The 21,994-nt window shown below is 69.4% G+C and carries 23 protein-coding genes; 9 read left to right on the top strand and 14 right to left on the bottom strand.

Annotation, left to right across the window (positions count from 1 at the left end):
* Positions 1–9: 9 nt before the first annotated feature.
* The 3 genes from ACLJPX_RS42085 to ACLJPX_RS42075 are packed head-to-tail and all read right to left on the bottom strand — an operon-like array spanning position 10 to position 2,468.
* Entirely contained in the window at positions 10–663 is a 654-nt protein-coding gene (locus ACLJPX_RS42085; RefSeq protein WP_410605754.1) for a response regulator, read from the bottom strand.
* A complete protein-coding gene (locus ACLJPX_RS42080; RefSeq protein WP_410605753.1) occupies positions 660–1,889 on the bottom strand; it encodes a sensor histidine kinase in 1,230 nt (409 codons plus the stop codon). The genes ACLJPX_RS42085 and ACLJPX_RS42080 overlap by 4 nt, the downstream gene beginning before the upstream one ends.
* A 9-nt stretch (positions 1,890–1,898) precedes the next feature.
* Positions 1,899–2,468, bottom strand: a complete 570-nt coding sequence (locus ACLJPX_RS42075) for a TetR/AcrR family transcriptional regulator (protein WP_410605752.1) — start codon at positions 2,466–2,468, stop codon at positions 1,899–1,901.
* An 89-nt stretch (positions 2,469–2,557) separates the two neighbouring features.
* Here ACLJPX_RS42075 and ACLJPX_RS42070 point away from each other — a divergent pair, with 89 nt between their 5' ends.
* Together ACLJPX_RS42070 and ACLJPX_RS42065 are read left to right on the top strand one after the other, a co-directional pair.
* The gene (locus ACLJPX_RS42070; RefSeq protein ID WP_410605751.1) at positions 2,558–3,775 is read left to right on the top strand and encodes an MFS transporter; all 1,218 of its coding nucleotides are present in this window, start codon (positions 2,558–2,560) and stop codon (positions 3,773–3,775) included.
* 13 nt (positions 3,776–3,788) lie between these two features.
* Entirely contained in the window at positions 3,789–5,756 is a 1,968-nt protein-coding gene (locus tag ACLJPX_RS42065; RefSeq protein WP_410605750.1) for an AarF/UbiB family protein, read from the top strand.
* Here the strand turns inward: ACLJPX_RS42065 and lepB are convergent.
* The 9 genes from lepB to ACLJPX_RS42020 all read right to left on the bottom strand — a co-directional run bounded on the left by lepB (position 5,680) and on the right by ACLJPX_RS42020 (position 13,419).
* Entirely contained in the window at positions 5,680–6,480 is an 801-nt protein-coding gene (gene lepB / locus ACLJPX_RS42060) for a signal peptidase I (RefSeq protein ID WP_410605749.1), read from the bottom strand. The genes ACLJPX_RS42065 and lepB overlap by 77 nt on opposite strands.
* A 42-nt stretch (positions 6,481–6,522) precedes the next feature.
* Entirely contained in the window at positions 6,523–6,849 is a 327-nt protein-coding gene (locus ACLJPX_RS42055) for a YnfA family protein (RefSeq protein WP_410605748.1), read from the bottom strand.
* 164 nt (positions 6,850–7,013) lie between these two features.
* Positions 7,014–7,421: a metal-sulfur cluster assembly factor gene (locus ACLJPX_RS42050; protein WP_101606799.1), complete on the bottom strand. Its 408-nt coding sequence runs from the start codon at positions 7,419–7,421 to the stop codon at positions 7,014–7,016.
* Positions 7,418–7,867, bottom strand: coding sequence for a Fe-S cluster assembly sulfur transfer protein SufU (gene sufU, locus ACLJPX_RS42045; RefSeq protein ID WP_101606798.1), 450 nt, complete (start codon positions 7,865–7,867; stop codon positions 7,418–7,420). The genes ACLJPX_RS42050 and sufU overlap by 4 nt, the downstream gene beginning before the upstream one ends.
* On the bottom strand, positions 7,867–9,153 hold the full coding sequence (locus ACLJPX_RS42040; RefSeq protein WP_410605747.1) for a cysteine desulfurase: 1,287 nt from the start codon (positions 9,151–9,153) through the stop codon (positions 7,867–7,869). Before ACLJPX_RS42040 ends, sufU begins: the two co-directional genes overlap by 1 nt.
* Before the next feature lie 38 nt (positions 9,154–9,191).
* Positions 9,192–9,962 (bottom strand): Fe-S cluster assembly ATPase SufC, encoded by a 771-nt coding sequence (sufC, locus tag ACLJPX_RS42035; protein ID WP_410605746.1) that lies wholly within the window; start codon positions 9,960–9,962, stop codon positions 9,192–9,194.
* 36 nt (positions 9,963–9,998) lie between these two features.
* Positions 9,999–11,171, bottom strand: coding sequence for a Fe-S cluster assembly protein SufD (gene sufD, locus ACLJPX_RS42030; RefSeq protein ID WP_410605745.1), 1,173 nt, complete (start codon positions 11,169–11,171; stop codon positions 9,999–10,001).
* Positions 11,172–11,173: 2 nt separating this feature from the next.
* Positions 11,174–12,622 (bottom strand): Fe-S cluster assembly protein SufB, encoded by a 1,449-nt coding sequence (gene sufB / locus ACLJPX_RS42025; protein WP_410605744.1) that lies wholly within the window; start codon positions 12,620–12,622, stop codon positions 11,174–11,176.
* Complete coding sequence (locus tag ACLJPX_RS42020) at positions 12,619–13,419, bottom strand: helix-turn-helix transcriptional regulator (protein WP_410605743.1); 801 nt, start codon at positions 13,417–13,419, stop codon at positions 12,619–12,621. Before ACLJPX_RS42020 ends, sufB begins: the two co-directional genes overlap by 4 nt.
* A gap of 213 nt (positions 13,420–13,632) precedes the next feature.
* On the opposite strand from ACLJPX_RS42020, the gene mptB reads away from it, so the two are divergent.
* From mptB to ACLJPX_RS41995, 5 genes are all read left to right on the top strand, one after another.
* A complete protein-coding gene (gene mptB / locus ACLJPX_RS42015) occupies positions 13,633–15,219 on the top strand; it encodes a polyprenol phosphomannose-dependent alpha 1,6 mannosyltransferase MptB (RefSeq protein ID WP_410605840.1) in 1,587 nt (528 codons plus the stop codon).
* Positions 15,220–15,238: 19 nt separating this feature from the next.
* Positions 15,239–16,165 carry an ABC transporter ATP-binding protein gene (locus ACLJPX_RS42010; protein WP_101606793.1) on the top strand — a complete coding sequence of 309 codons (927 nt, stop codon included), beginning with the start codon at positions 15,239–15,241 and terminating at the stop codon, positions 16,163–16,165.
* Positions 16,162–16,962: an ABC transporter permease gene (locus tag ACLJPX_RS42005; protein WP_101606792.1), complete on the top strand. Its 801-nt coding sequence runs from the start codon at positions 16,162–16,164 to the stop codon at positions 16,960–16,962. The genes ACLJPX_RS42010 and ACLJPX_RS42005 overlap by 4 nt, the downstream gene beginning before the upstream one ends.
* A 75-nt stretch (positions 16,963–17,037) precedes the next feature.
* On the top strand, positions 17,038–18,006 hold the full coding sequence (locus ACLJPX_RS42000) for a COX15/CtaA family protein (protein WP_410605742.1): 969 nt from the start codon (positions 17,038–17,040) through the stop codon (positions 18,004–18,006).
* A 114-nt stretch (positions 18,007–18,120) separates the two neighbouring features.
* Positions 18,121–19,068 carry an acyl-CoA desaturase gene (locus ACLJPX_RS41995; protein ID WP_410605741.1) on the top strand — a complete coding sequence of 316 codons (948 nt, stop codon included), beginning with the start codon at positions 18,121–18,123 and terminating at the stop codon, positions 19,066–19,068.
* 69 nt (positions 19,069–19,137) lie between these two features.
* Here ACLJPX_RS41995 and ACLJPX_RS41990 read toward each other — a convergent pair whose 3' ends face one another.
* Positions 19,138–20,010, bottom strand: a complete 873-nt coding sequence (locus tag ACLJPX_RS41990; RefSeq protein ID WP_410605740.1) for a RimK family alpha-L-glutamate ligase — start codon at positions 20,008–20,010, stop codon at positions 19,138–19,140.
* The gene (locus tag ACLJPX_RS41985) at positions 20,007–20,315 is read right to left on the bottom strand and encodes a hypothetical protein (protein WP_101606788.1); all 309 of its coding nucleotides are present in this window, start codon (positions 20,313–20,315) and stop codon (positions 20,007–20,009) included. Before ACLJPX_RS41985 ends, ACLJPX_RS41990 begins: the two co-directional genes overlap by 4 nt.
* Positions 20,316–20,410: 95 nt before the next feature.
* Here ACLJPX_RS41985 and ACLJPX_RS41980 point away from each other — a divergent pair, with 95 nt between their 5' ends.
* Together ACLJPX_RS41980 and ACLJPX_RS41975 are read left to right on the top strand one after the other, a co-directional pair.
* Positions 20,411–21,382, top strand: a complete 972-nt coding sequence (locus ACLJPX_RS41980; protein ID WP_410605739.1) for a quinone oxidoreductase family protein — start codon at positions 20,411–20,413, stop codon at positions 21,380–21,382.
* A complete protein-coding gene (locus ACLJPX_RS41975) occupies positions 21,379–21,909 on the top strand; it encodes a GNAT family N-acetyltransferase (RefSeq protein WP_410605738.1) in 531 nt (176 codons plus the stop codon). Before ACLJPX_RS41980 ends, ACLJPX_RS41975 begins: the two co-directional genes overlap by 4 nt.
* Positions 21,910–21,994: the final 85 nt, after the last annotated feature.

Raw genomic sequence — 21,994 nt, 5'->3', positions numbered from 1 at the left:
CTACCGCGTTCAGCCCGCCGGTGTGACGAATCCGGTGTCGTAGGCCTTGATCACCGCTTGTGTCCGGTCCCTCGCTCCGAGTTTCGCCAGGACGTTCCCGACGTGCGTCTTCACCGTCTGCACGCCGAGATACAGCTCTCCCGCGATCTCCACATTGGACAGTCCACCCGCCATCAGCCGCAGCACCTCGCGTTCGCGTTCGGTGAGCCCCGCGTCGGCGAGACCGTCCTGCGGGCCCCGGTTCGCCTGCTGCGCGGCCAGCCGCCGGATCGCGGCCGGGAACAGCAGCGACTCCCCCGCCGCCACCGTCCGGATCGCCGAGACGATCTCCTCGGGCCGGGTCCGCTTCAGCAGGAAGCCGCTCGCGCCGGCGAGCAGGGCGTCGTAGACGTAATCGTCGTTCTCGAAGGTTGTCACCACGATCACCTTGGGCGGATTGTCCATAGTGGACATCAGATGCGTGGTCGCGCGGATCCCGTCGACCGAAGGCATCCGGACGTCCATCAGCACGACGTCGGGCCGGAACCGCGAGACCAGGCCCGGCACCTCGGCGCCGTCGGACGCCTCGCCCACGACCTCCAGATCCGGCTCGGAGGCGACGATCGCCCGCAGTCCCGCCCGGATCAGCTGTTCGTCGTCGACCAGCAGTACCCCGATGCTCATCGCCGTTTCCCCCATGGCACCGCCACCTCGACCTTCCAGAATCCGTCCGCGCGCCCCGCGGTGATCGTGCCGCCGAGCACGTCCACCCGTTCCGCCATTCCCCGCAGCCCCCGGCCGCCCCCGTCGCGTGACGGAGCCGCGGCGCCGAGCGGATTGGACACCCGCAGCGACAGCAGTTCCGAGCCGGCGTCGACGAGCACCGTCACCGGCACCTTACCGGCGTGCCGCAACGCGTTCGTCAGGCATTCCTGCAGGATCCGGTAGGCCTCACGGGAGACGACCGGCGGCACCGACGACGGTTCGCCCCGCACCTCCGCCGTCACCTCGGCACCCGCCAGCCGCGTGGCTTCGACCAGTGCGGACAGCTCAGCCAGCCCGGATTGCGGCGCCCGCGACGACGCCTCCTCGCGCAGCAGTCCGAGCACGTGGTCGAGGTCGTCCAGCGCGGCACGGGCGGAGTCCTCGATCGCGGTGAGCGCCTGTTCGGTGAAGTCCGGATCGGTGCGCAAGGTCCGGCGCGCGGCCCCGGCCTGGATGGTCACGACGCTCAGCGCGTGCCCGACCGAGTCGTGCAGTTCCCGCGCCAGCCGGTTGCGTTCGGCGAGCTGTTCGGTGCGTTTCTCCAGCTGGGCGATCCGCTCGGCGGCCGAGACGCCCAGCAGGCTGCGGGCGACGCGGGTCAGCACCGCGCCCGCTCCCCACACCACGTACGCCAGCGCGACGACGCCGAGCAGGAAGGCCAGCGGGATCCACGCGCTCGCCCAGCCCGCCGGTACCACGATCGGATCCTCTGTGGACAGTGCTATCCGGCCGGTGAACGGGGCCGCGATGGTGAAACCGAAGCCGACCGGGACGAACAGGCTCGCCAGGCTGAGGACGCAACCCGTGCCCACGTGCAGCAGGTACATCGCCGTCGACCGCAGCCGGACGGGCCAGCTCCCCGCGGGCCCGAACGTCACTCCCGGCACGGGATCGTCCAGCAGTTCCCGGACGGCCGCGCCCTCCAGCACCCGGACGGCGGGGATGAACGACGACGCGATGATCACCAGGACGACGGTGATCATCGCGATGACGACCCCGCGCTCCACCGTCACGACCAGCGGCAGCAGCGAAGGCACCACGATGGCGGCGAAGAGCACATACGGCACACTCAGGGCGCCACCGAGGATGAAGTACACCCACCGGCGATAGGTCGCCCGGTCCACGAGCGGGCCGAAAAGTCGCATGCGCTCTTTCTAGCCTGTGCCCGCCTCGCGCGGATCCCTCAGCAGTATCTCCGCGATCTCCCTCGCCAGGGTGACCCGGTGCGCGTCCCCGTCGATGCCGGTGTGCGCGACAGCGCCTTCCAGCAGGAGGAAGAGCTGCTCCGCGAGCCGTTGCGGATCGGCCGCGCCCGGGACGTCCTCCCGGAGGAGTTCGGCGAACTTCGCCCGGACCGCCGCCTTGTGGCGCCGGATCACGTCGAGTCCGGGATGGCCGGCGGGCAGCTCGGCGGCCGCGTTGAGGAACGCGCACCCCCGGTCGCTCCCGAGCTTCGGGTGATCGACGTAAGCGTCGAAAACCGTCAGCGCCCGAGGCGTGCCGGCCTCGGCCAGCCGCTGTTCCAGGTACGCCCACCAGACGTCGTGACGGCTTCGCAGGTACGCGACCGTGAGGTCGGTCTTCGACCCGAAGCACGCGTACAGCGTCTTCTTCGTGACGCCCGCGGCCTCGGCGATCGCCGCGACGCCCACGGCGTTCAGCCCGTCTCGGTAGAACAACGTGCTCGCCGCGCTCAGGACACGCTCGCCCGCCGGTGTCAGCATGCCTCGACTATACCGATCGGTTGACCTGAGCGCGAAATGCAGGAACACTCCCCGAGTATACCGATCGGTATACCTCTGGAGGAGAGCTGATGGTTTCTTCGTACAAACGCGAGCTGACGCTCACCGCGGCCGGGTTGTCGCTGATCGCGGTCTCCTACGGACTCGCGAGGTACGCGTACGGCCTCTTCGCACCGACACTCCGGACGGAGTTCGGCCTCGACGGCGGCACCCTCGGCGCCATCGCGGCGGGCAGCTACGTCGCGTACTGCCTCGCCGTCGTCGCCTCGACCGCCATCACGGCCCGCAGCGGCGCGCGGGCGGGCGCGCTCGCCGCCGGAGCGACCGCCACCGCGGGGACCGCCTTGATCGCGGCCGCTCCGAACGCCGCCGTCCTCGCGCTCGGTGTCGTCCTCGCCGGAGCCAGCACCGGGCTGGCCTCCCCTTCGCTCGCGGACGCGGTCTCCCGCGTCGTCCGCGTGACCCGGCGAGACCGAGCCCAGTCGGTGGTGAACGCCGGCACCGGGCTCGGCGTGCTGATCTCCGGTCCGGTCTCCCTGCTCGCGATCGGCGACTGGAGGCTGGCCTGGTGGGCCTTCGCCGCGGCATCGGCGGTGGTGACCCTATGGATCGCCCGCGTCGTGCCGCCGGTCAAGGAAGACCGGAAGAGCGGCCTGCCGGTACCGCTGTTCCCGCCCGCGACCGGACGGCTGCTGCCCGCCGCCGCGACGCTCGGCCTGGCCAGCGCGGCGATCTGGACGTTCGGCCGGGACATCGCCGTGAGCGTCGGCGGGCTCGGCGAGACCGCCTCGACGGTGGTGTGGATCGTCCTCGGCGCGGTCGGCCTTGCCGGTGCGTTCACCGCCGAACTGACCTCGCGGGCGGGGCTGCGCCGGGCCTGGTCGGCTGGCATGATCTTGTTCGCCGTCGCCACGGCGCTCTTCGCCCTCGCCACCCGGTCGCTGCCCGCGCTCATCATCGCGGCGGCGCTGTTCGGAGCCGTCTACATCGGACTGACCGGCGTGCTGATCCTCTGGGGCACCAGGGCCTATCCGGCGTCTCCCGCGTTCGGTGTCGGCGTGGCCTTCCTGATGCTGGCGCTCGGCCAGGCCGCCGGAGCGCCACTGATCGGCTTCCTCGGCGACCTCATCGACCTTCGCGCCGGTTTCCTCGCGGCCGCGGTGATCGCCGTCCTCGGCGTCCTGTTCGCTCCCAAGGAGGCGACCACGACCTACAACTTCGGGGTTCGTTCCCTCTCAAGGGTGAGTCCCGTCCCACCGGAGCGGGAATCCCGCGCGGGCTGCGCGTGATGTCCTCATCGGCATGAACCTGCTGCTCGGCCTGCTCACCCTGCCCGTCTACGCGCTCATGCTGTGGCCACTCGTGGTCGCCGCCCGCCGCGTGCTGGGCGTGCGGATCGGCGTGGTGCGCGCGTTCTGCGCCGCGGGTTTCGGCTGGCTCGTCGCGGGCGGCATCCTCAGCGCGTTCCCCACTCCGATGTACGCGAGCGGCGGTGCCTTCGCCGGGCTGATCATCCCGGTGGCGGGCGGCGCGTTCCTGGCGACGCTGATGTTCCTGTTCGTCGCGGAGTTCGTCCTCCCGGCGGGCTCCGGGCTCGGGCTGATCGGCAGGATCCGTTCCCTGCGCCGCCGCGCCGCGCGGACGCGGCGGTACTCGCAGATCACCCGGATCGCGATCAAGCACGGCCTCGGCCGCTACCTCACCGGCCGCCGGGAAGCCGGCCTCGCCCAGGTCCGGCACGCCAAACTGGCGCGTTCGCTGCGCCGCGCACTGGAAGAGGGCGGCGTGACGTTCGTGAAGCTCGGCCAACTGCTCTCGACCCGGTCAGATCTGCTCCCCCCGGTGTTCATCGACGAACTCAGCAAGCTCCAAGACCAGGTCGCGTTCGCCGACGCGGACGAGGTCGCGACCGTGCTGCGCGAGGAACTGGGCGGCGACCCGGACGAGATCTTCGCCGAGTTCGATCCGGAACCGATCGCGGCCGCGTCGATCGCGCAGGTCTACCGGGCGAAGCTGCGCGACGGGCAGGAAGTCGTCGTCAAGGTGCAGCGGCCCGGTGTGCAGTCGCTGGTCGACCGGGACCTCGACATCGTCCGCCGCGTCGCCGCCGCTCTGGACCTGCGTGCGGACTGGGCCCGTTCACTCGGCGTCATCGACCTCGCCGAAGGCTTCGCCGACGCCCTGGTCGAGGAACTGGACTTCCGGACCGAGGCCAGGAACATCGAAGCGGTCGCCGCGGCCTACCCCGGCACCGAGGTCGCCCTCCCGACCGTCCACAAAGCACTGTCCACCGAGCGCGTCCTGGTGATGCGGCGGCTCGACGGCAAACCGCTCGCCGCCGCCAAGGAGCAGGTCCCGGTCGCGGAACGGGCCAACCTCGCCCGGTCGATGCTGCGCTGCGTACTCGGCCAGGTGATGGGCAGCGGTGTCTTCCACGCCGACCCGCATCCCGGCAACGTCCTGCTGCTCACCGACGGCAGACTGGGCCTGCTCGACTTCGGCTCCGTCGGACGGCTCGACTCGGGCCTGCGCGGCGGACTGCAGAACCTCATCCTCGCGCTCGATCGCGGCGACCCGGCCGCGTTGCGCGACGGCCTGCTGGAGATCGTCGACCGGCCGGACGAGATCGAGGAGCAGCGGCTCGAGCGAGCACTGGGTTCCTTGGTGGCCAAGCATTTCAACCACGGGCAGGCCCCGGATCTGGACATGTTCACCGACCTGTTCCGGGTGATCGCCGACTTCCGGCTCAGCGTGCCCCCGCCGATCGCCGCGGTGTTCCGCGCACTGGCCACTTTGGAGGGAACACTGGCCGCGCTGGCGCCGGGATTCAACATCGTCGTCGAATCCCGCGCCTACGCCGCCGAGCAGGTGGGTGCCGGACTGCGGCCGGAGTCGTTGCGCTCCACCGCCACCAACGAACTGATGGCGCTCCTGCCGGTGCTGCGCCGCCTGCCCCGCCGCGTCGACCGGATCGGCAACGCGCTGGAGCAGGGCAGGCTTTCGGTCAACGTCCGGCTGTTCTCCGACGAACGCGACCGCGACGTGGTCACCGGGCTGGTGCACGAACTCCTGCTGGCGTTCGTCGGCGCGGCCACCGGGCTGATGGCCGTGCTGCTGCTGGGCGGCGCGGGCGGCCCGGAGATGCTGCCCGGCGTCACGCTGCACCAGATGTTCGGCTACAACCTGCTCGTGGTCAGTGCGCTGGTGGGACTGCGGCTGCTCTTCGTCGTTTTCCGGCGGACCGGACAACGCTCACGATCGCCCCGATGACCCCCAGGACGACGAGCCCGGCTCCGGCGAACACCAGCAGACGCGAGGTACGGAACCCGGTGTCGGACACGGGGTCGCCGGGAAGTCCGGCTTCGACGAAAGCGGTGGTCTGCGGAAAGGGCTCGGCGGAGAGAGGACTCCCCAGTCCGACGACGATTCCGCTCAGCTTCGACAGGGGAACGGCGCCGTTGCCGGGCTCCTCGGTGTAGATGCGCGAGTCCCGGGAATTGTTCCGCAGGTCACCGGCGACGAACACCGTGCCCGGCGGCACCTGGACGCTGAACGGCCGGTATTCCTTGCGGCCGTACCCGTTGTCGTCCTCGGTGTACGGCTCCTTGACCGGCTTCCCGTTGACGGTGATCAGGTTGTCCTTCGTACAGCAGACGACCTGATCACCACCGATGCCGATCACCCGTTTGACGGCCCGGCCCTCGCCGGGTCTCGCGTCCGGGAACGCGGACAGATCCATGAGGACGACCGCGCCGCGCGGAATCTCGGGGAGTTCCGCCCAGCGATACAGCACGACCTCGCCCGGCTGGATCGTGGGCGTCATCGCTTCGCCGGGGACACTCACCATCCGATAGCCCATCAGGCTCCAGAACCCGTATCCCCCGGCGCCCACGCCGACGACCGCCAGCAGGATCATCACGAACAGGAGCGGGGAGAATCTTCGCTTCGGCCCCGGTCTCGCGGCGGGCGGAGCGGGAAAGTCCGTTTCGGTCACAGCGCACGATAGCGCCGCCGGCCGACAGTTTCCGGCGAACGCTCAAGCTCGGGGCGCGTACATGACGACCCCGACCCCGGCGAGACAGATCAAGGCGCCGATGACGTCGTAGCGGTCCGGCCGGTAGCCGTCGGCGACCATCCCCCACGCCAGCGATCCCGCGACGAACACTCCGCCGTACGCGGCGAGGATGCGGCCGAAGTTCGCGTCGGGCTGGAGTGTCGCGACGAAGCCGTAGAGGCCCAGTGCGACGACGCCCGCGCCGATCCAGAGGTAGCCGCGGTGTTCCCTGACGCCTTGCCAGATCAGCCAGGCGCCGCCGATCTCCAGGAGGGCGGCGAGTGCGAAGAGCGCGATGGACCGGATCATGCGGTTACCCAACCAGACGCCGGGCGGCCTCCGGGGCGCGGTATAGGTCGTTATACGCATAACGCTTGCCGCCGCCTGCCCCCCAACGCTATGAAAGGCCCGTTACTTGCAAAATTTGCAAGTAACGGGCCTTTCATAGCGCGCGCGAGCGCGAAAAGTGAGGGTCAGACGGTGAAGCCCAGGGCGCGCAGCTGCTCGCGGCCGTCCTCGGTGATCTTCTCCGGGCCCCACGGCGGCATCCAGACCCAGTTGATCCGGAAGTCCTTGACCAGTCCCGTTCCCCCGCCGACGAGCGCGGCACCGGTCTGGTCTTCGATGACGTCGGTCAGCGGGCAGGCCGCGGACGTCAGGGTCATGTCGATGGTGGCGGTGTTGTCCGCCTCGACGCGGATGTCGTAGACCAGCCCGAGGTCGACGACGTTGATGCCCAGCTCGGGGTCGACGACGTCGCGCATCGCCTCTTCGAGGTCCTCGACCTTCGCCAGGTCGGCGGTGTCCGCGGCAGCGGTGGTCTCGGCATCGAGGTCGGCGGCCGTGCGCCCCTCGCGGGTTTCGGTCTGCTGTTCGGTCATGCCGTCTCAACTCCGTTGGTCGTGCGGGCGACGGCGTCCTTGAACGCCATCCATCCGAGCAGGGCGCACTTCACGCGTGCCGGGTACTTGGCGACGCCCGCGAAGGCGATGCCGTCCTCCAGCACTTCCTCGTCCGGCTCGATCTGACCCTTGCCCTGCATCAGCTCGACGAAGGCGTCCATGGTGGTGAACGCCTCCTCCACGGTGTGCCCGACGACGAGATCCGTCAAGACCGACGTGGACGCCTGGCTGATCGAGCAGCCTTGTCCGTCGTAGGAGATGTCGGCGACCTTCCCGTCGTCGACCTTCACCCGCAGGGTCACCTCGTCGCCACAGGTCGGGTTGACCTGGAACGATTCGGCGTCGAACGGCTCGCGCAGACCGCGGCCGTGCGGGTTCTTGTAGTGGTCCAGGATGATCTCCTGGTACATGCTCTCCAGGTTCATCAGGCCACCCCGAAGAACTTCTGCGCCTCACGCACACCGTTCACCAGCGCGTCCACTTCGGACAGGGTGTTGTAGACGTAGAACGACGCGCGCACGGTCGCCGGGACCGAGCAGGCCCGGTGCAGCGGCCACGCGCAGTGGTGCCCGACGCGGACGGCGATGCCGAGGCTGTCCAGCACCTGGCCCGAGTCGTGCGGGTGGACGCCGTCGATGACGAACGAGACCAGTCCGCCGCGGTCGGCCATGTCGGTGGGGCCGATGATCCGCACGCCGGGGATCTCGCCGAGCCCGGCCAGCGCCGCCTCGGTGAGGAGGTGCTCGTGCGCGGCGACCCGGTCCATGCCGATCGCCGACAGGTAGTCGGTGGCGGCGCCCAGACCGACGGCCTGCGACGTCATCGGGGTGCCCGCCTCGAACCGCTGCGGCGGCGCGGCGAACGTGGTCTGGTCCATGCGGACCATCTCGATCATCGAGCCACCGGTCAGGAACGGCGGCATCGCTTCGAGCAGCTCGCGGCGGCCGTAAAGGACGCCGATGCCGTACGGGCCGACCATCTTGTGCCCGGCGAAAGCGGCGAAGTCGACATCCAGGTCGTGGAGGTCCACGGGGAAGTGCGGCACCGACTGGCAGGCGTCCAGCACGACCAGCGCGCCGACCTTGCGGGCCTTCTCCACCAGGAACTTGACCGGGTTGATCGTGCCGAGCACGTTGGACTGGTGCGTGAACGCGAGCACCTTGGTCCGCTCGGTGATCAGCTCGTCCACATTGGACAGGTCGAGACGGCCGTCCGCGGTGACGGAGAACCACTTCAGCGTCGCGCCGGTGCGCTGGCAGAGTTGCTGCCACGGCACCAGGTTCGCGTGGTGCTCCATCTCGGTGATGACGATCTCGTCGCCGGGGCCGAGCTTGAACCGCTCGGCCTCGGGACCGGCCGTGGCGGCGTTGCTCATCGCGTAGGCGACGAGGTTGATGCCCTCGGTGGCGTTCTTGGTGAACACCAGCTCGTGCGGGGAGGCACCGACGAACTCCGCGATCCGCACGCGGGCGGATTCGTAGGCGTCGGTCGCCTCCTCGGCGAGCTGGTGCGCGCCGCGGTGCACCGCGGCGTTCGAGGTCTCCAGGAACCGGCGCTCGGCTTCGAGCACCTGCGCCGGTTTCTGGGACGTCGCACCGGAATCCAGATACACCAAGGGTTTCCCGTCCCGCACCGTGCGGGTCAGGATGGGGAAGTCGGCCCTGATGGCCGCCACATCTAAGGGCACAGAGTTAGCCGTGGTGGTGGTCATCGGGCCAACTCCTCTCGGTGTAGTCGTGAAAACAGTGATCAGACGGCGGCGGTCTCGGCGGAGCCGGCGTACTTGACGTACCCGTTCTCCTCCAGCTCGTCCGCGAGTTCACGGCCGCCGGACTCGACGATCTTGCCGCCGGCGAAGACGTGCACGAAGTCGGGCGTGATGTGCCGCAGGATCCGCGTGTAGTGCGTGATCAGCATGACGCCGGCGTCGTTGTTCGCCTTGAACTCGTTGACCCCCTCGGACACGACGCGCAGGGCGTCGACGTCGAGGCCGGAGTCGGTCTCGTCGAGGATGGCGATCTTCGGCTTGAGCAGCGCCAGCTGCAGGATCTCGTGGCGCTTCTTCTCGCCGCCGGAGAAGCCCTCGTTCACCGAACGCTCGGCGAACTCGGACGAGATCTCCAGCTTGCCCATCTCCTCCTTGACCTCCTTGACCCAGTGGCGCAGCTTGGGGGCCTCGCCACGGACCGCGGTGGCCGCGGTGCGGAGGAAGTTGGACATGGACACGCCCGGGACCTCGACCGGGTACTGCATGGCGAGGAACAGGCCAGCGCGGGCGCGCTCGTCGACGCTCATCTCCAGCACGTCCTCACCGTCGAGCAGGACCTGCCCGGAGGTGACTTCGTACTTGGGGTGACCGGCGATGGCGTAGGACAGCGTGGACTTGCCCGAACCGTTGGGGCCCATGATCGCGTGGGTCTCGCCCGACTTGATGGTCAGGTTGACGCCCTTGAGGATCTCCTTGGGGCCTTCCTCGGTCGTGACCGAGGCGTGCAGATCCTTGATTTCCAGCGTAGGCATTTCTTTCCTAAAAGTCTGATGTGGACGGACGAGGGCTTAGACGCCCACGGCTTCGAGCTCGGCTTCGATCGCGGCCTCGAGACGCTCGCGCACCTCGGGGACGCCGATCTTGACCAGGATCTCGTGGAAGAACCCGCGTACGACCAGGCGCCGCGCGGCGTCCTCGCCGATTCCACGCGACTGAAGGTAGAACAACTGCTCGTCGTCGAACCTTCCCGTCGCGCTCGCGTGGCCGGCGCCTTCGATCTCGCCGGTCTCGATCTCCAGGTTCGGGATCGAGTCCGCCCGCGCGCCCGGCGTCAGCACCAGGTTGCGGTTGAGCTCGTAGGTGTCGGTGGCCTCGGCGGCCGCCCGGATCAGCACGTCGCCGACCCACACGGTGTGCGCGCCGTCGCCCTGCAGAGCGCCCTTGTACATCACCCGCGACTTACAGTTCGGCACGGCGTGGTCGACGAAGAGGCGGTGCTCCTGGTGCTGTCCTTCGTCCGCGAAGTACAGGCCGAGCATCTCGACGTCGCCGCCCTTGTCGGCGAACGTCGCCGTCGGCGAGACGCGCACGAGGTCACCGCCCAGGGTGATGACGATGTGCTTGAGCGTGGCATCGCGGCCGAGCTTGAGGTGCTGCTCGGACACGTGCACCGCGTCGTCGGCCCAGTCCTGGACGCTGACCACGGTCACGTTCGCCGAGTCGCCGATGACGAACTCGACGTTGTCGGCGTAGGTGCCGGAGCCGACGTGGTCGAGGACGATGACGGCCTCGGAGAACTGCTCGGCGCGGACCTGCAGGTGCCCGTAGGCGACCTGGCCCTCGCCGGGGCCGGTGATCTTCACCGTCGACGGCTTCGACGCCTTGGTCTCCTTGGGCACCGTGATGACGGTGGCCTCGGTGAACGAGGAGTACGCCTGCGCGGCGATCCGGTCGCTCGGGACGCCGGCGACGCCGAGGCGCTCGTCGTCCCGGCCCGCCTGCTCGATCTTCAGTTCGGGCGCGGCGTCGAAGTCCAGGGTGGCCGAACCCGAAGCGGTGGCGGACCCGTCGTGCAGGCCGCGCAGCCGCTTCATCGGAGTGAAGCGCCAGTTCTCCTCACGGCCGCCGGGAACCTCGAAGGCCTCGACGTCGTGAGAGGTGAAGCGCTCCGCGCGGGAGGTGGCCGGAATGACCACTCCCTCGCGCATCGCTTCGGAAACGTTGTTCTCGGTAACCGACATGACTAGCCGACGGACCCTTCCATCTGAAGCTCGATCAGGCGGTTCAGCTCGAGCGCGTACTCCATCGGCAGCTCACGCGCGATGGGCTCGACGAACCCGCGCACGATCATCGCCATGGCCTCGGCCTCGTCGAGACCGCGCGACATGAGGTAGAACATCTGGTCTTCGCTGACCTTCGAGACGGTCGCCTCGTGGCCCATGGAGACCTCGTCGTTGCGGATGTCCACGTACGGGTACGTGTCCGAACGCGAGATCGTGTCGACCAGCAGCGCGTCACAGACCACGCTGGACCGCGAGTGGTGCGCCCGCTTCGCGATCTTGATCAGACCGCGGTAGGAGGTGCGGCCACCGCCGCGCGCCACCGACTTCGACACGATGGTCGAGGAGGTGTGCGGCGCCAGGTGCTCCATCTTCGCGCCGGCGTCCTGGTGCTGGCCTTCGCCCGCGAACGCGACCGAGAGGACCTCGCCCTTGGCGTGCTCGCCCATCAGGAAGACGGACGGGTACTTCATCGTGACCTTGGAACCGATGTTGCCGTCGATCCACTCCATGGTCGCGCCCTCTTCGCACTTGGCGCGCTTGGTGACCAGGTTGTAGACGTTGTTCGACCAGTTCTGGATGGTCGTGTAACGGCAGCGGGCGCCCTTCTTCACGATGATCTCCACGACCGCCGAGTGCAGCGAGTCGGACTGGTAGATCGGCGCGGTGCAACCCTCGACGTAGTGCACGTAGGCGTCTTCGTCGACGATGATCAGGGTCCGCTCGAACTGACCCATGTTCTCGGTGTTGATCCGGAAGTAGGCCTGCAGCGGGATGTCCACCTTGACGCCCTTGGGCACGTAGATGAACGAGCCGCCGGACCACACCGCGGTGTTCAGCGCGGAGAACTTGTTGTCCCCGGCCGGGATCACGGAGCCGAAGTACTCCTTGAAGATCTCCGGGTGCTCCTTGAGCGCGGTGTCGGTGTCCAGGAACAGGACGCCCTGCGCCTCCAGATCCTCGCGGATCGAGTGGTAGACGACCTCGGACTCGTACTGCGCGGCGACACCGGCGACGAGGCGCTGCTTCTCCGCCTCGGGGATGCCGAGCCGGTCGTACGTGTTCTTGATGTCCTCGGGCAGGTCTTCCCAGGAGGTGGCCTGCTTCTCACTGGACCGCACGAAGTACTTGATGTTGTCGAAGTCGATCCCGGAGAGGTCCGCACCCCAGTTGGGCATCGGCTTCAAGTCGAAGAGCTTGAGAGCCTTCAGTCGTGCTTCGCGCATCCACTCCGGCTCGGACTTCTTCGAGGAGATGTCGGTGACGACGTCCTCGTTCAGTCCTCGACGGGCGCTTGCGCCCGCCTCGTCGGAGTCCGCCCAGCCGAACGCGTACTTGCCAAGGGACTCGATGGTCTCTTCCTGGCTCAGGGGCGCGGTGGTGGGAGTGCGCTGCTCGGCAGCGGCAGTCATGCGGGTTTCCCTCCATTCGGGATCCGTGCTGTGCGCCCAGGAGAGGGCGCCGTGCTTCCCGGCCGGGGTGTGGCCGGGTGACCCGCCGAAACGACGGGTACGTGTGTGGTGCACGCGTTGTCACCGCGTGCGATGGTCGCCAGTCGCTGCACGTGGGTACCCAGAAGTTCCGCGAAAGCCTCGGTTTCGGCTTCACACAACTGAGGGAACTCGGCGGCGACATGGGCGACCGGGCAATGGTGCTGGCAGAGCTGTTCGCCGACACCGACCTGACGGGTCGACGCAGCGTAACCCTCCCTGGTCAGCGCCGCAGCGAGGGCCTCGGCGCGGGCGGCGGGGTCCGTGTGCTGCGTGATCGCTTCCTGATGCGGGCCGACCAGCGAAGCGACACGAGCCTCGGCGAAGGCCTTCACAGCGTCCTCACCGGCGTGTTCGGAGAGGAACCGGATGGCCGAGGACGCGAGGTCGTCGTAGGCGTGCCCGAACCGGGCACGACCGGCCTCGGTCAGGAGGAAGTTCTTGGCGGGACGGCCTCGTCCGCGGGGGCCGCGACGGGGCGCGTCCCGGGTTTCGGCCTCGCCGTCGGCGAGCAGGGCATCGAGATGACGGCGGACGGCGGCGGCGCTGATCCCCAGCTGCTCGGCCACCACGACGGCGGTCATCGGACCCTGTTCCAGCAGCAAGCGGGCCACTTCGTGCCTGGTCCGCCCCTCGGGGCCGACCTGCGCGGGGACAGGCTGGGCCTCGGTGCGCGACATGTCGCCACCGGCCTCGTCCTGCGTCCCCGTCTTTTTCACAACACAAGTGTGACGTATTTCCGGGGAGACGGCAAAGAGGGGTGCCTCACGGAGTGGCGTGGGTCACGTTGACCATCGAAAGCACAGGGGTAACCACGTACCCGTTCAGTCTGTTCCCGCGATCGCTACCCTTCGTGCGTGGCAGTGGGCGATCACCCGGTACGGCGGGACACGGACGGGGCAGCACCGGAGGACGCTTCGGCGGCGGGTTCGGTGTCGACGCTCACCCCCGGGCACCCGCGCGAACCGGAGCCGCTCGACGACAAGGAACTGCGCGGGCTGAACGTGGTCCGCCGGTTCGGCGCGGTCGGTTCCCTGTTCCTCGCCCTCGGCTCGCTCGGCGCGGGCGCCGCGCCGGTGATCAACCCGGTGCAGGAGATCCCGGTCCTGCGGCTGTTCACCCGGATCCCCACCGTTTCGCTCGCGATGGGCCTGGCCGGGATGGCGATCATCGTGCTGAGCTGGCTGCTGCTCGGCCGGTTCGCCCAGCCCGCGCGCCGCCGCCTCGCCACCCAGGGCCAGCTCGCCCGCACGATCGCGCTCTGGTGCGCGCCGCTGCTGTTCATCCCGCCGCTGTTCTCCCGCGACGTCTACAGCTACCTCGCGCAGAGCGAGATCGTGGCCCGCGGGATGGATCCGTACTCCCTCGGGCCCGCCGAAGCGCTCGGCGTGTCCGATCCGCTGACCTCGGGCGTCTCCAACATGTGGCGCGAGACCCCGGCGCCCTACGGCCCGCTGCTGCTCCGCCTCGGCGGCTGGCTCGCGCCGCTGAGCAGCGGGAACATCGTCACCGGGGTGCTGTTGCAGCGCGGGCTCGCGCTGATCGGCGTCATCCTGATCATCTGGGCGCTGCCCCGGCTCGCCCGGCGGTTCGGCGTGCAGCCCGCCACCGCGCTGTGGCTCGGCGCGGCGAACCCGCTGCTGATCTTCCACTTCGTCGCGGGCGCCCACAACGACGCGCTGGCGATCGGCCTCATGGTGGCCGGGCTGGAGATCGGCCTCAGCCGGATGCCGGTGCGGTTCAAGGGGGACGCTCCCCCGCCACTGGCCAAGGGCGAACTGCTGTTCATCGGGCTCGGGGTGGCGATCATCACCCTCGGCGTCGCGGTGAAACTGAACGCGATCCTGGCGCTGCCGTTCTTCACGGTGATGGTGGCGAGACGCTGGCACGGCAGGCTCAAAGACCTGCTCACCGCCGCGGTGCCGATGGCGTTGCTGTTCGGCGTGGTGCTGGTGGCGGTCTGTTACGGCACCGGCCTCGGCTTCGGCTGGGTCGGCGCGCTCGGGACACCGGGACTGGTCCGCTCGTGGATCTCGCCGACGTCGGAACTCGCCGCGCTCGGCGGTGTCCTCGGCATCGCGCTCGGCCTCGGCAACCACACCAACGCGATGGTGCCGATCCTCGGCACGCTCGGCTATCTCGTGGCGGGCGCCGTGACGGTCAAGTTCCTGTGGGACAGCTTCAACTGGCGCTACCGGCCGATCATCGGCCTCGGTGTCTCGCTGGGCGCGGTGATGGTGCTGCACGTGGCGCTGCAGCCCTGGTACCTGCTGTGGGCGATCATCCCGCTCGCCGCGGCGGCGGGCACCTCGCGGTTCCGCATCGCCGCGACGATCGTCACCGCCGTCCTGCCGTTCCTGCTGCCCACGACGGGCAGCACCTTCGACGGCCGCGGGTACGTCCTGCCGTTCGCGTGGGCGGCCGCGGGTGTCCTCACGCTGCTGGGGCTGTTCATCGTCCACCGCATCTCGCCACTGCTGCTGTCCAGACCGTCCCCGGAGCATTCGGTCCCGGCGTGACGCCGTATCGTGACCTGTCGTGAACACCCCCGCCGTCGAGATCACCGGGCTGGTGAAACGCTACGGATCCACCACCGCGGTCGATGGACTCGACCTGCGGATGGAACGTGGCACACTGCTCGCTCTGCTCGGCCCGAACGGGGCCGGCAAGACCACCACCGTCGAGATCTGCGAAGGCTTCCTGCGGGCTGACGACGGCGAAGTCCGCGTGCTGGGCCTGAATCCGTCGAGGGACGGCTCAGCGTTGCGACCCCGGATCGGCGTCATGCCCCAGGGCGGCGGCGCGTATCCCGGTGTCCGTGCCGACGAGATGCTCGGACTGGTCGCCGCCTGTGCCGCGAACCCGCTCGATCCGGCCTGGCTGCTGGACGTCCTCGGTCTTTCGGGAGCACGCAAGACGCCGTTCAAACGGCTCTCCGGCGGGCAGCAGCAGCGGCTCTCCCTCGCCTGCGCGCTCGTCGGACGCCCGGAACTGCTCTTCCTCGACGAGCCGACGGCGGGGATGGACCCGCAGGCCCGCCGCCTGGTCTGGGACCTGCTCGGAGCGCTGCGCGCCGACGGGGTCAGCGTGCTGCTCACCACGCATCTGATGGAGGAGGCCGAAACACTGGCCGACACCGTCGTCATCGTGGACCACGGCAAGGTCGTCGTCGAAGGCTCCCCGCAGTCGCTGACCGTCGACGCGGGCGAAGCCGCGCAGTTGCGTTTCAAGGCCCGGACGCGGCTCGACACCGGCCTGCTGACCGCGGCCCTGCCCGAAGGCCACCTCGTGCGCGAATCCGCGCCGGGGACGTACCTCGTCGAGGGCGCGATCGACCCGCAGGTGGTGTCGACCGTGACGGCGTGGTGCGCGCAGCAGGGTGTCATGCCCGAGGAACTGCAGGTCGGCAAGCGCACGCTGGAAGAGGTCTTCCTGGAACTGACCGGACGGGAACTGCGCGCATGACCACGACACCGGCACCGCGGTTCGCCCCGGGCACGTTCACCCCGGCCCCCGGCCGCGGTTCGCTCGGCAAGATGCTGCGCACGCACGCGAAGGTCGAAGCGAGCCTGACCCTGCGCCACGGCGAGCAGATCCTGCTGACCTTGCTCATCCCGCTCGCGCTGCTGATCGGCTTGTCACTGCTGGACATCCTGCCGTCGTCGCAACTCGGCTCGTCGTCCAAAGTGGACTGGATCACGCCGAGGATCCTGGCGCTGGCGGTGATGTCGTCCGCGTTCACCGGACAGGCCATCGCACTGGGCTTCGACCGTCGATACGGCGTCCTCAAACGACTTTCCGCCACCGCGCTGCCCCGCTGGCTGCTCGTCGCGGGCCGGGTGGCCGCCGCGCTGGTCGTCGTCGCGCTGCAGGCGGTGATCCTCGGCGCCGTCGCCGCGCTGCTGGGCTGGTCGCCGTCGCTGGGCGGAATCCTCGGCGCGATCCCGTTCCTGGTCATCGGCACCTTCGCGTTCGGGGCGCTGGGCCTGTTGCTCGGCGGGGCGCTGCGCGCGGAAGCCGTGCTGGCGCTGGCGAACATCGTCTGGTTCGTGCTGCTGCTCGCCGGCGGCATCCTGCTGGCGCCGTCGACGATGCCTTCGGGCGTCGCGACGATCGTCGAGCTGCTGCCCTCGGGCGCGCTCGCGGAAGGCCTGCGCTCGGTACTGCTCGACGGTTCGTTCGGCTGGGGCCCGTTCGCGGTCCTCGTCGGCTGGGGCGTCGTCGCGGGCGCGCTGGCGAGCAAGACCACCAAGCTCACCTGAGGCTCTTCTGAGGCCGCCGACACAGCGGGTACGGCCGGTGGAACGCTCTCAGGAACGTCGTTCTAGCATCGGGCGGTGCCGTTCCAGAGCCTTGTAGCGCGTCTGCCGTATCCCTCGTTCGCGGTCCAGCGAGCGGTCGCAATCGCGGCGGTGATCGCCCAGGCCGGAATCGGCGTCACCGGTTCGGTCGTCCGCGTCACGGGTTCGGGCCTCGGCTGCCCGACCTGGCCTCAGTGCGTCGAAGGCAGCATCGTGCCGGTGGCGCACCCCGAATTCGACGCGCTCACCCAATGGATCGAGTTCAGCAACCGGATGCTGACCGGCGTCGTCATCGCCGTCGCCGCGCTGTGCGTGATCACCGCGTGGCGAGTGCAGATCGAGCACCCGAGCCGCCGCCGTCTGGTGAAGCTGGCCTGGACGATGCCCGCGGGCGTGATGCTGCAGGCCGTCGTCGGCGGGATCACCGTGCTCGCCAAACTCGAATGGTGGACCGTCGCGCTCCACTTCCTCGCCTCCACTCCCCTGGTCTGGCTCGCGGTCCTGCTGCTGCGCGCGTTCAAGGAGGGTGACGAGCCCGCCCGCTGGCTGATCCCGGACGCGGGCCGCAAGACGCTGATCGCGCTGGCCGTGTCGATGTGGGCCGTCCTCGTGGCGGGTACCACCGTGACCGGCGCCGGCCCGCACGGCGGCGACCCCGGCACCCACCGGCTGCAGGCCCCGATCGAGACGCTCACCCAGGTCCACGGCGGACTGCTGGTGATCTACCTGATCGTGCTGGCCGTCTTCGGGCTCCAGCTGATGCGAGGCGAGACGCCGAAGCAGCTGTGGCAGCGGTACACCATCGTGTGGGTGATCGCGCTCGCCCAGGGCGTCCTGGGCTCGGTGCAGTACGCCCTCGGTGTGCCGGAAGCGCTGGTCTCGTTCCACGTCCTCGGCTCGGCGCTGGTGATCATCTCGACGGCGGCGCTGTGGTGCGGATCACGTGAGCGTGGTCCGGTCACCTCGGCCACGGCGCCTGAGCACGAACTGGCCACCTCGAACTGACCCTCCGGCAAACCGGACGTAACCCCCGGGCGGGGTGCTCGCCAGACGATGCCCTTACGCTGCGTTCGGTGCCCCACACGGGGGTCACCACCGAGTCGAGGCACGAGGTGTCGCATGACCGCCAGCACGGAGCCGGACGCACCGGTCAGTCAGTCCAAGCCCCTGATCTCCCATCGCCGAGGTTCCGGGGAGATGCTGATACTCAAGACCTTCCTGCTGGTCCCGTTCGTCGCGCTGCTCGCCGCCGTGCCGATCGTCTGGGGCTGGGGCATGACCTGGGTCGATCTCGTGCTGGCGGCAGTGTTCTACACCGTCGGGACGCTCGGGGTGACCGTCGGCTACCACCGCTACTTCACCCACGGCGCCTTCAAGGCCGGACGGCCGCTGCGGATCGCGCTCGCCATCGCCGGGAGTTTCGCGGTGCAGGGGTCGGTCATCTTCTGGGTGGCCAGCCACCGTCGCCACCACGCCTTCGCCGACCGCGAAGGCGACCCGCACTCCCCTTGGCTGTTCGGGACTTCGCCCACGGCGCTGCTGCGCGGGTTCTGGCACGCGCACATGGGCTGGATGTTCAGCCGCGAGGTGACCAACTACGAGCGTTTCGCGCCGGATCTGGTGGCCGACAAGGATCTTCGCGTGGTGAACCGTTACTTCTGGTTGTGGATCACGCTCAGCCTCGCGCTGCCCGCCGTTCTCGGCGGACTGCTCAGCTGGTCCTGGTGGGGTGTGGTGACCGGGTTCTTCTGGGCCGGGCTGGTCCGGATCGCGTTCCTGCACCACGTCACCTGGTCGGTGAACTCGATCTGCCACATGGTCGGCGAGCGCCCGTTCGCGAGCCGTGACAAGGCCGCGAACTTCTGGCCGCTGGCGATCCTGTCCATGGGCGAGTCGTGGCACAACTCCCACCACGCCGACCCGACCTGCGCGCGGCACGGTGTCCTGCGCGGACAGGTCGACGTGTCGGCGCGGGTGATCTGGCTGTTCGAGAAGTTCGGCTGGGCACGGGACGTGCGGTGGCCGAAGCCCGAACGTTTGGCCGCGAAGCTCGTGAAACCCGCCTGACTCCCCGCGATTCGTCCTCTAGTTGCGGTACTTGCGCTTGCATCTACCGCAACTAGAGGACGACTTGCGTCAGGAGAGTTGCTGCCGCACGGCGGAAGCGAAGCGCCAAGCGGCGGCGGCATCGGTCTGACGGAAACCGAGCGAAGGCTCGACGAGCTCCAGTTCCAGCAGCAGTGGCCTGCCGTCCCGACCGGCGACGAGGTCGACGCGGGCGTACAGCAGTTCCGCGCGCAGGATTCCCAGCAGCGCCGCCGTCGCGTCGAGGGTGTCCTCGGCGAGTGCGCGGAACGCGGCGGGCGGCTGCGCGGAACCGAGCTTTTCCGAAACCCACAAACCGGATTCGTCGAGTTCCCGGCCCAGCATGGCGGCCTTCGAGAAGGCGTGCGAGTACACGCCACCGAAGAACACCAGCGCGAGCTCGCCCTCGGTGTCCACACTGGACTGATACGGCTGCATCACCACGGTGTGGTCCGCGGCGTGAAGGCTCTTCAGATGGGACGCGGCGTACTCGGCGCCTTCGGGCGAGAACTTCCCGACACCACGGGATCCGGCACCGATCGCGGGCTTCAGCACGAAGTCGCCCTTGGGCCAGCGCGGGGTCTCGTCGCCCGGCGCGATCAGGGTCGTCGGCACGACCGCGACCCCGGCGTCACCGAGTTCGGCCAGATAGGACTTGTCGGTGTTCCACCGCGCGACTTCGGCCGAATTGGACAGCGCGGGCACGGATTCGGCCCAGGACAGGAACTCGTCGCGGCGCTCGGCGTAGTCCCAGGTGGCGCGCAGGACGACGATGTCCGCGGCGCCGAAGTCGACGGTCGTGTCGTCCCAGGCGGCCCAGCGGGTCTTGAAACCGAGGTCGGCCAGCGCCTCCGGAACGGCGTGTTCGTCGCCGTCGCCCTCCGGCACCCCGGAGCAGGAGGCGAAGATCGCGGAGCCGGTCACTTCCCGGCCATCCGGCGACGGTGCTCGGCGCCGATCTTGGTGGCCTTCACGGTCTCGCTGTCCCACTCGGCGGGTTCGAGGTCCTCGACGGCCTCGACCAGCGCGTCGCCGGCCTCCGTGGAGGAGACGACGACGTCACCGAGCGCGCCGTCGGCGCCCACGAGCACGACACGGGCACCGATCCGCCCGATGTTCTCCACCACCGCGCGCGACGGCTTCCCGTGCCGCTTCACGAAGTCGCGGGCGGCCGCGACCTGGCGTGACGTGGGGGCGGCGGTCTCGGTCTTCTCTTCGGTCTCAGCCACGGGCCGAGCTTAACCGCGAAAGGCCCGGGACGCGGAATAACCGTGGCGTCGGCCATAGTTGTCCCGGTCGGAACGACCTTGAACGAGGAGGATGTATGCCCACGGCAGTGCAGATCCGGCGAACCGGCGGTCCCGAAGTCCTTGAGCTGGCGCAAGTCGAGGTCGGCGATCCCGGTGCGGGGGAACTGCTCGTGGACGTCGCCGCGGCGGGCGTCAACTACATCGACACCTATCACCGCGAGGGCATCTACCCGGTCGACAAGCCGTTCATCCTGGGCATGGAGGGCGCCGGGACGGTGGCCGCGGTCGGCGCGGACGTCTCCGGTTTCGCCGTCGGCGACCGGGTCGCCTGGCAGGGCTCGCTGGGCAGCTACGCCCAGCGCCGGCTGCTCCCCGCCGCGGTCGCGGTGAAGATCCCGGACGGCGTGACCACGGAGACCGCCGCCGCGACGATGCTCCAGGGCGTCACCGCGCACGCGCTGATCGCCTCGACCTACGAGGTCAAGGCGGGCGACGACGTGCTGATCCACGCCGCCGCGGGCGGGATGGGCCTGCTGCTGGTCCAGCTGGCCAAGGCGCGCGGCGCCCGGGTGATCGGCACCGTCTCCACCGACGAGAAGGCCGAACTCGCCAAGCAGGCAGGCGCGGACGACGTCATCCGCTACGACCAGGTCGACTTCGCCGCCGCGGCCCGCGAGCTCACCGGCGGCAAGGGTGTCGCGGTGGTCTACGACGGCGTCGGGAAGTCCACTGTGGACGGCAGCCTGGCGAGCCTGAAGATCCGCGGCCTGCTCGCTCTCTACGGCGCGGCCAGCGGCCCGGTGCCGCCGATCGACCCGCAGCTGCTCAACCGCAGCGGCTCGGTGTACCTCACCCGGCCGACCTCGGCGCACTACGTGCTCACCCGCGAGGAACTGGAGTGGCGGGTGAACGAACTGTTCGCCGCCGTCGGAGACGGCTCGCTGAACATCCGGATCGGCGGCCGCTACCCCCTGGCCGACGCCCGTCAGGCGCACGAAGACCTCCAGGGGCGGCGCACCACCGGCAAGCTCCTGCTGATCCCGTGACCGCGGACTGGCCGGAGGAGGTCCGGCTCACCGGAGACGGTCTCGTCCTGCGGGACTGGATCGAAGACGACGTCGCGTTCATGCCGGGGCTGTTCGACAACCCCGCCGTCGCGCGGTTCACGCCGCTACCGTCCCCGTTCGACGAGGCGGCAGCGAAGGCCCACTACGAGAAGAGCGTCGTCCGCCGGGCGGACGGCAGGGGACTGCGGCTGGCCATCACGGCCGACGGCGGCGAGCCCCTCGGCGAGGTCGTGCTGTTCCTGCGGGAAGAAGGCGACGTCGAGCTCGGCTACGCGGTCGGTCCGGCGCACCGCGGCCAGGATCTCGCGGCGCGGTCTCTCCGGGTCCTCACCGCGTACGCGCTGGAGCACGGTCTCGGACCGCTCCGACTGCAGATCGACGCCCAGAACGCGGCGAGCGAGGCCGTCGCGCGCCGCGTCGGCTACGCCCTGACCGACATCCCGCCCGAGACCAAGGTCGAGAAGGGGCTGGAGATCACCCTGCTCACCTGGGAGTACCGCGGCTGAAGGGGACTTTCCCCGCATCGGATGCAGCGAAGGGGCCCTTCACCACGTGAGATGCGGTGAAGGGCCCCTTCAGCTCCTGCCGGCA

The organism is Amycolatopsis sp. lyj-90 (assembly GCF_046549035.1).
Taxonomy (GTDB): Bacteria; Actinomycetota; Actinomycetes; order Mycobacteriales; family Pseudonocardiaceae; genus Amycolatopsis.
Note: the sequence above shows the minus strand (reverse complement) of the source record. Positions and strands in the feature narration are given on the sequence as shown.

Coding starts and splice junctions, on each gene's coding strand:
- ACLJPX_RS42085 (WP_410605754.1), bottom strand. CDS start 663: ATGAGCATCGGGGTACTGCTGGTCGACGACGAACAGCTGATCCGGGCG.
- ACLJPX_RS42080 (WP_410605753.1), bottom strand. CDS start 1,889: ATGCGACTTTTCGGCCCGCTCGTGGACCGGGCGACCTATCGCCGGTGG.
- ACLJPX_RS42075 (WP_410605752.1), bottom strand. CDS start 2,468: ATGCTGACACCGGCGGGCGAGCGTGTCCTGAGCGCGGCGAGCACGTTG.
- ACLJPX_RS42070 (WP_410605751.1), top strand. CDS start 2,558: ATGGTTTCTTCGTACAAACGCGAGCTGACGCTCACCGCGGCCGGGTTG.
- ACLJPX_RS42065 (WP_410605750.1), top strand. CDS start 3,789: ATGAACCTGCTGCTCGGCCTGCTCACCCTGCCCGTCTACGCGCTCATG.
- ACLJPX_RS42055 (WP_410605748.1), bottom strand. CDS start 6,849: ATGATCCGGTCCATCGCGCTCTTCGCACTCGCCGCCCTCCTGGAGATC.
- ACLJPX_RS42050 (WP_101606799.1), bottom strand. CDS start 7,421: ATGACCGAACAGCAGACCGAAACCCGCGAGGGGCGCACGGCCGCCGAC.
- sufU (WP_101606798.1), bottom strand. CDS start 7,867: ATGAACCTGGAGAGCATGTACCAGGAGATCATCCTGGACCACTACAAG.
- ACLJPX_RS42040 (WP_410605747.1), bottom strand. CDS start 9,153: ATGACCACCACCACGGCTAACTCTGTGCCCTTAGATGTGGCGGCCATC.
- sufC (WP_410605746.1), bottom strand. CDS start 9,962: ATGCCTACGCTGGAAATCAAGGATCTGCACGCCTCGGTCACGACCGAG.
- sufD (WP_410605745.1), bottom strand. CDS start 11,171: ATGTCGGTTACCGAGAACAACGTTTCCGAAGCGATGCGCGAGGGAGTG.
- sufB (WP_410605744.1), bottom strand. CDS start 12,622: ATGACTGCCGCTGCCGAGCAGCGCACTCCCACCACCGCGCCCCTGAGC.
- ACLJPX_RS42005 (WP_101606792.1), top strand. CDS start 16,162: ATGACCACGACACCGGCACCGCGGTTCGCCCCGGGCACGTTCACCCCG.
- ACLJPX_RS41995 (WP_410605741.1), top strand. CDS start 18,121: ATGACCGCCAGCACGGAGCCGGACGCACCGGTCAGTCAGTCCAAGCCC.
- ACLJPX_RS41980 (WP_410605739.1), top strand. CDS start 20,411: ATGCCCACGGCAGTGCAGATCCGGCGAACCGGCGGTCCCGAAGTCCTT.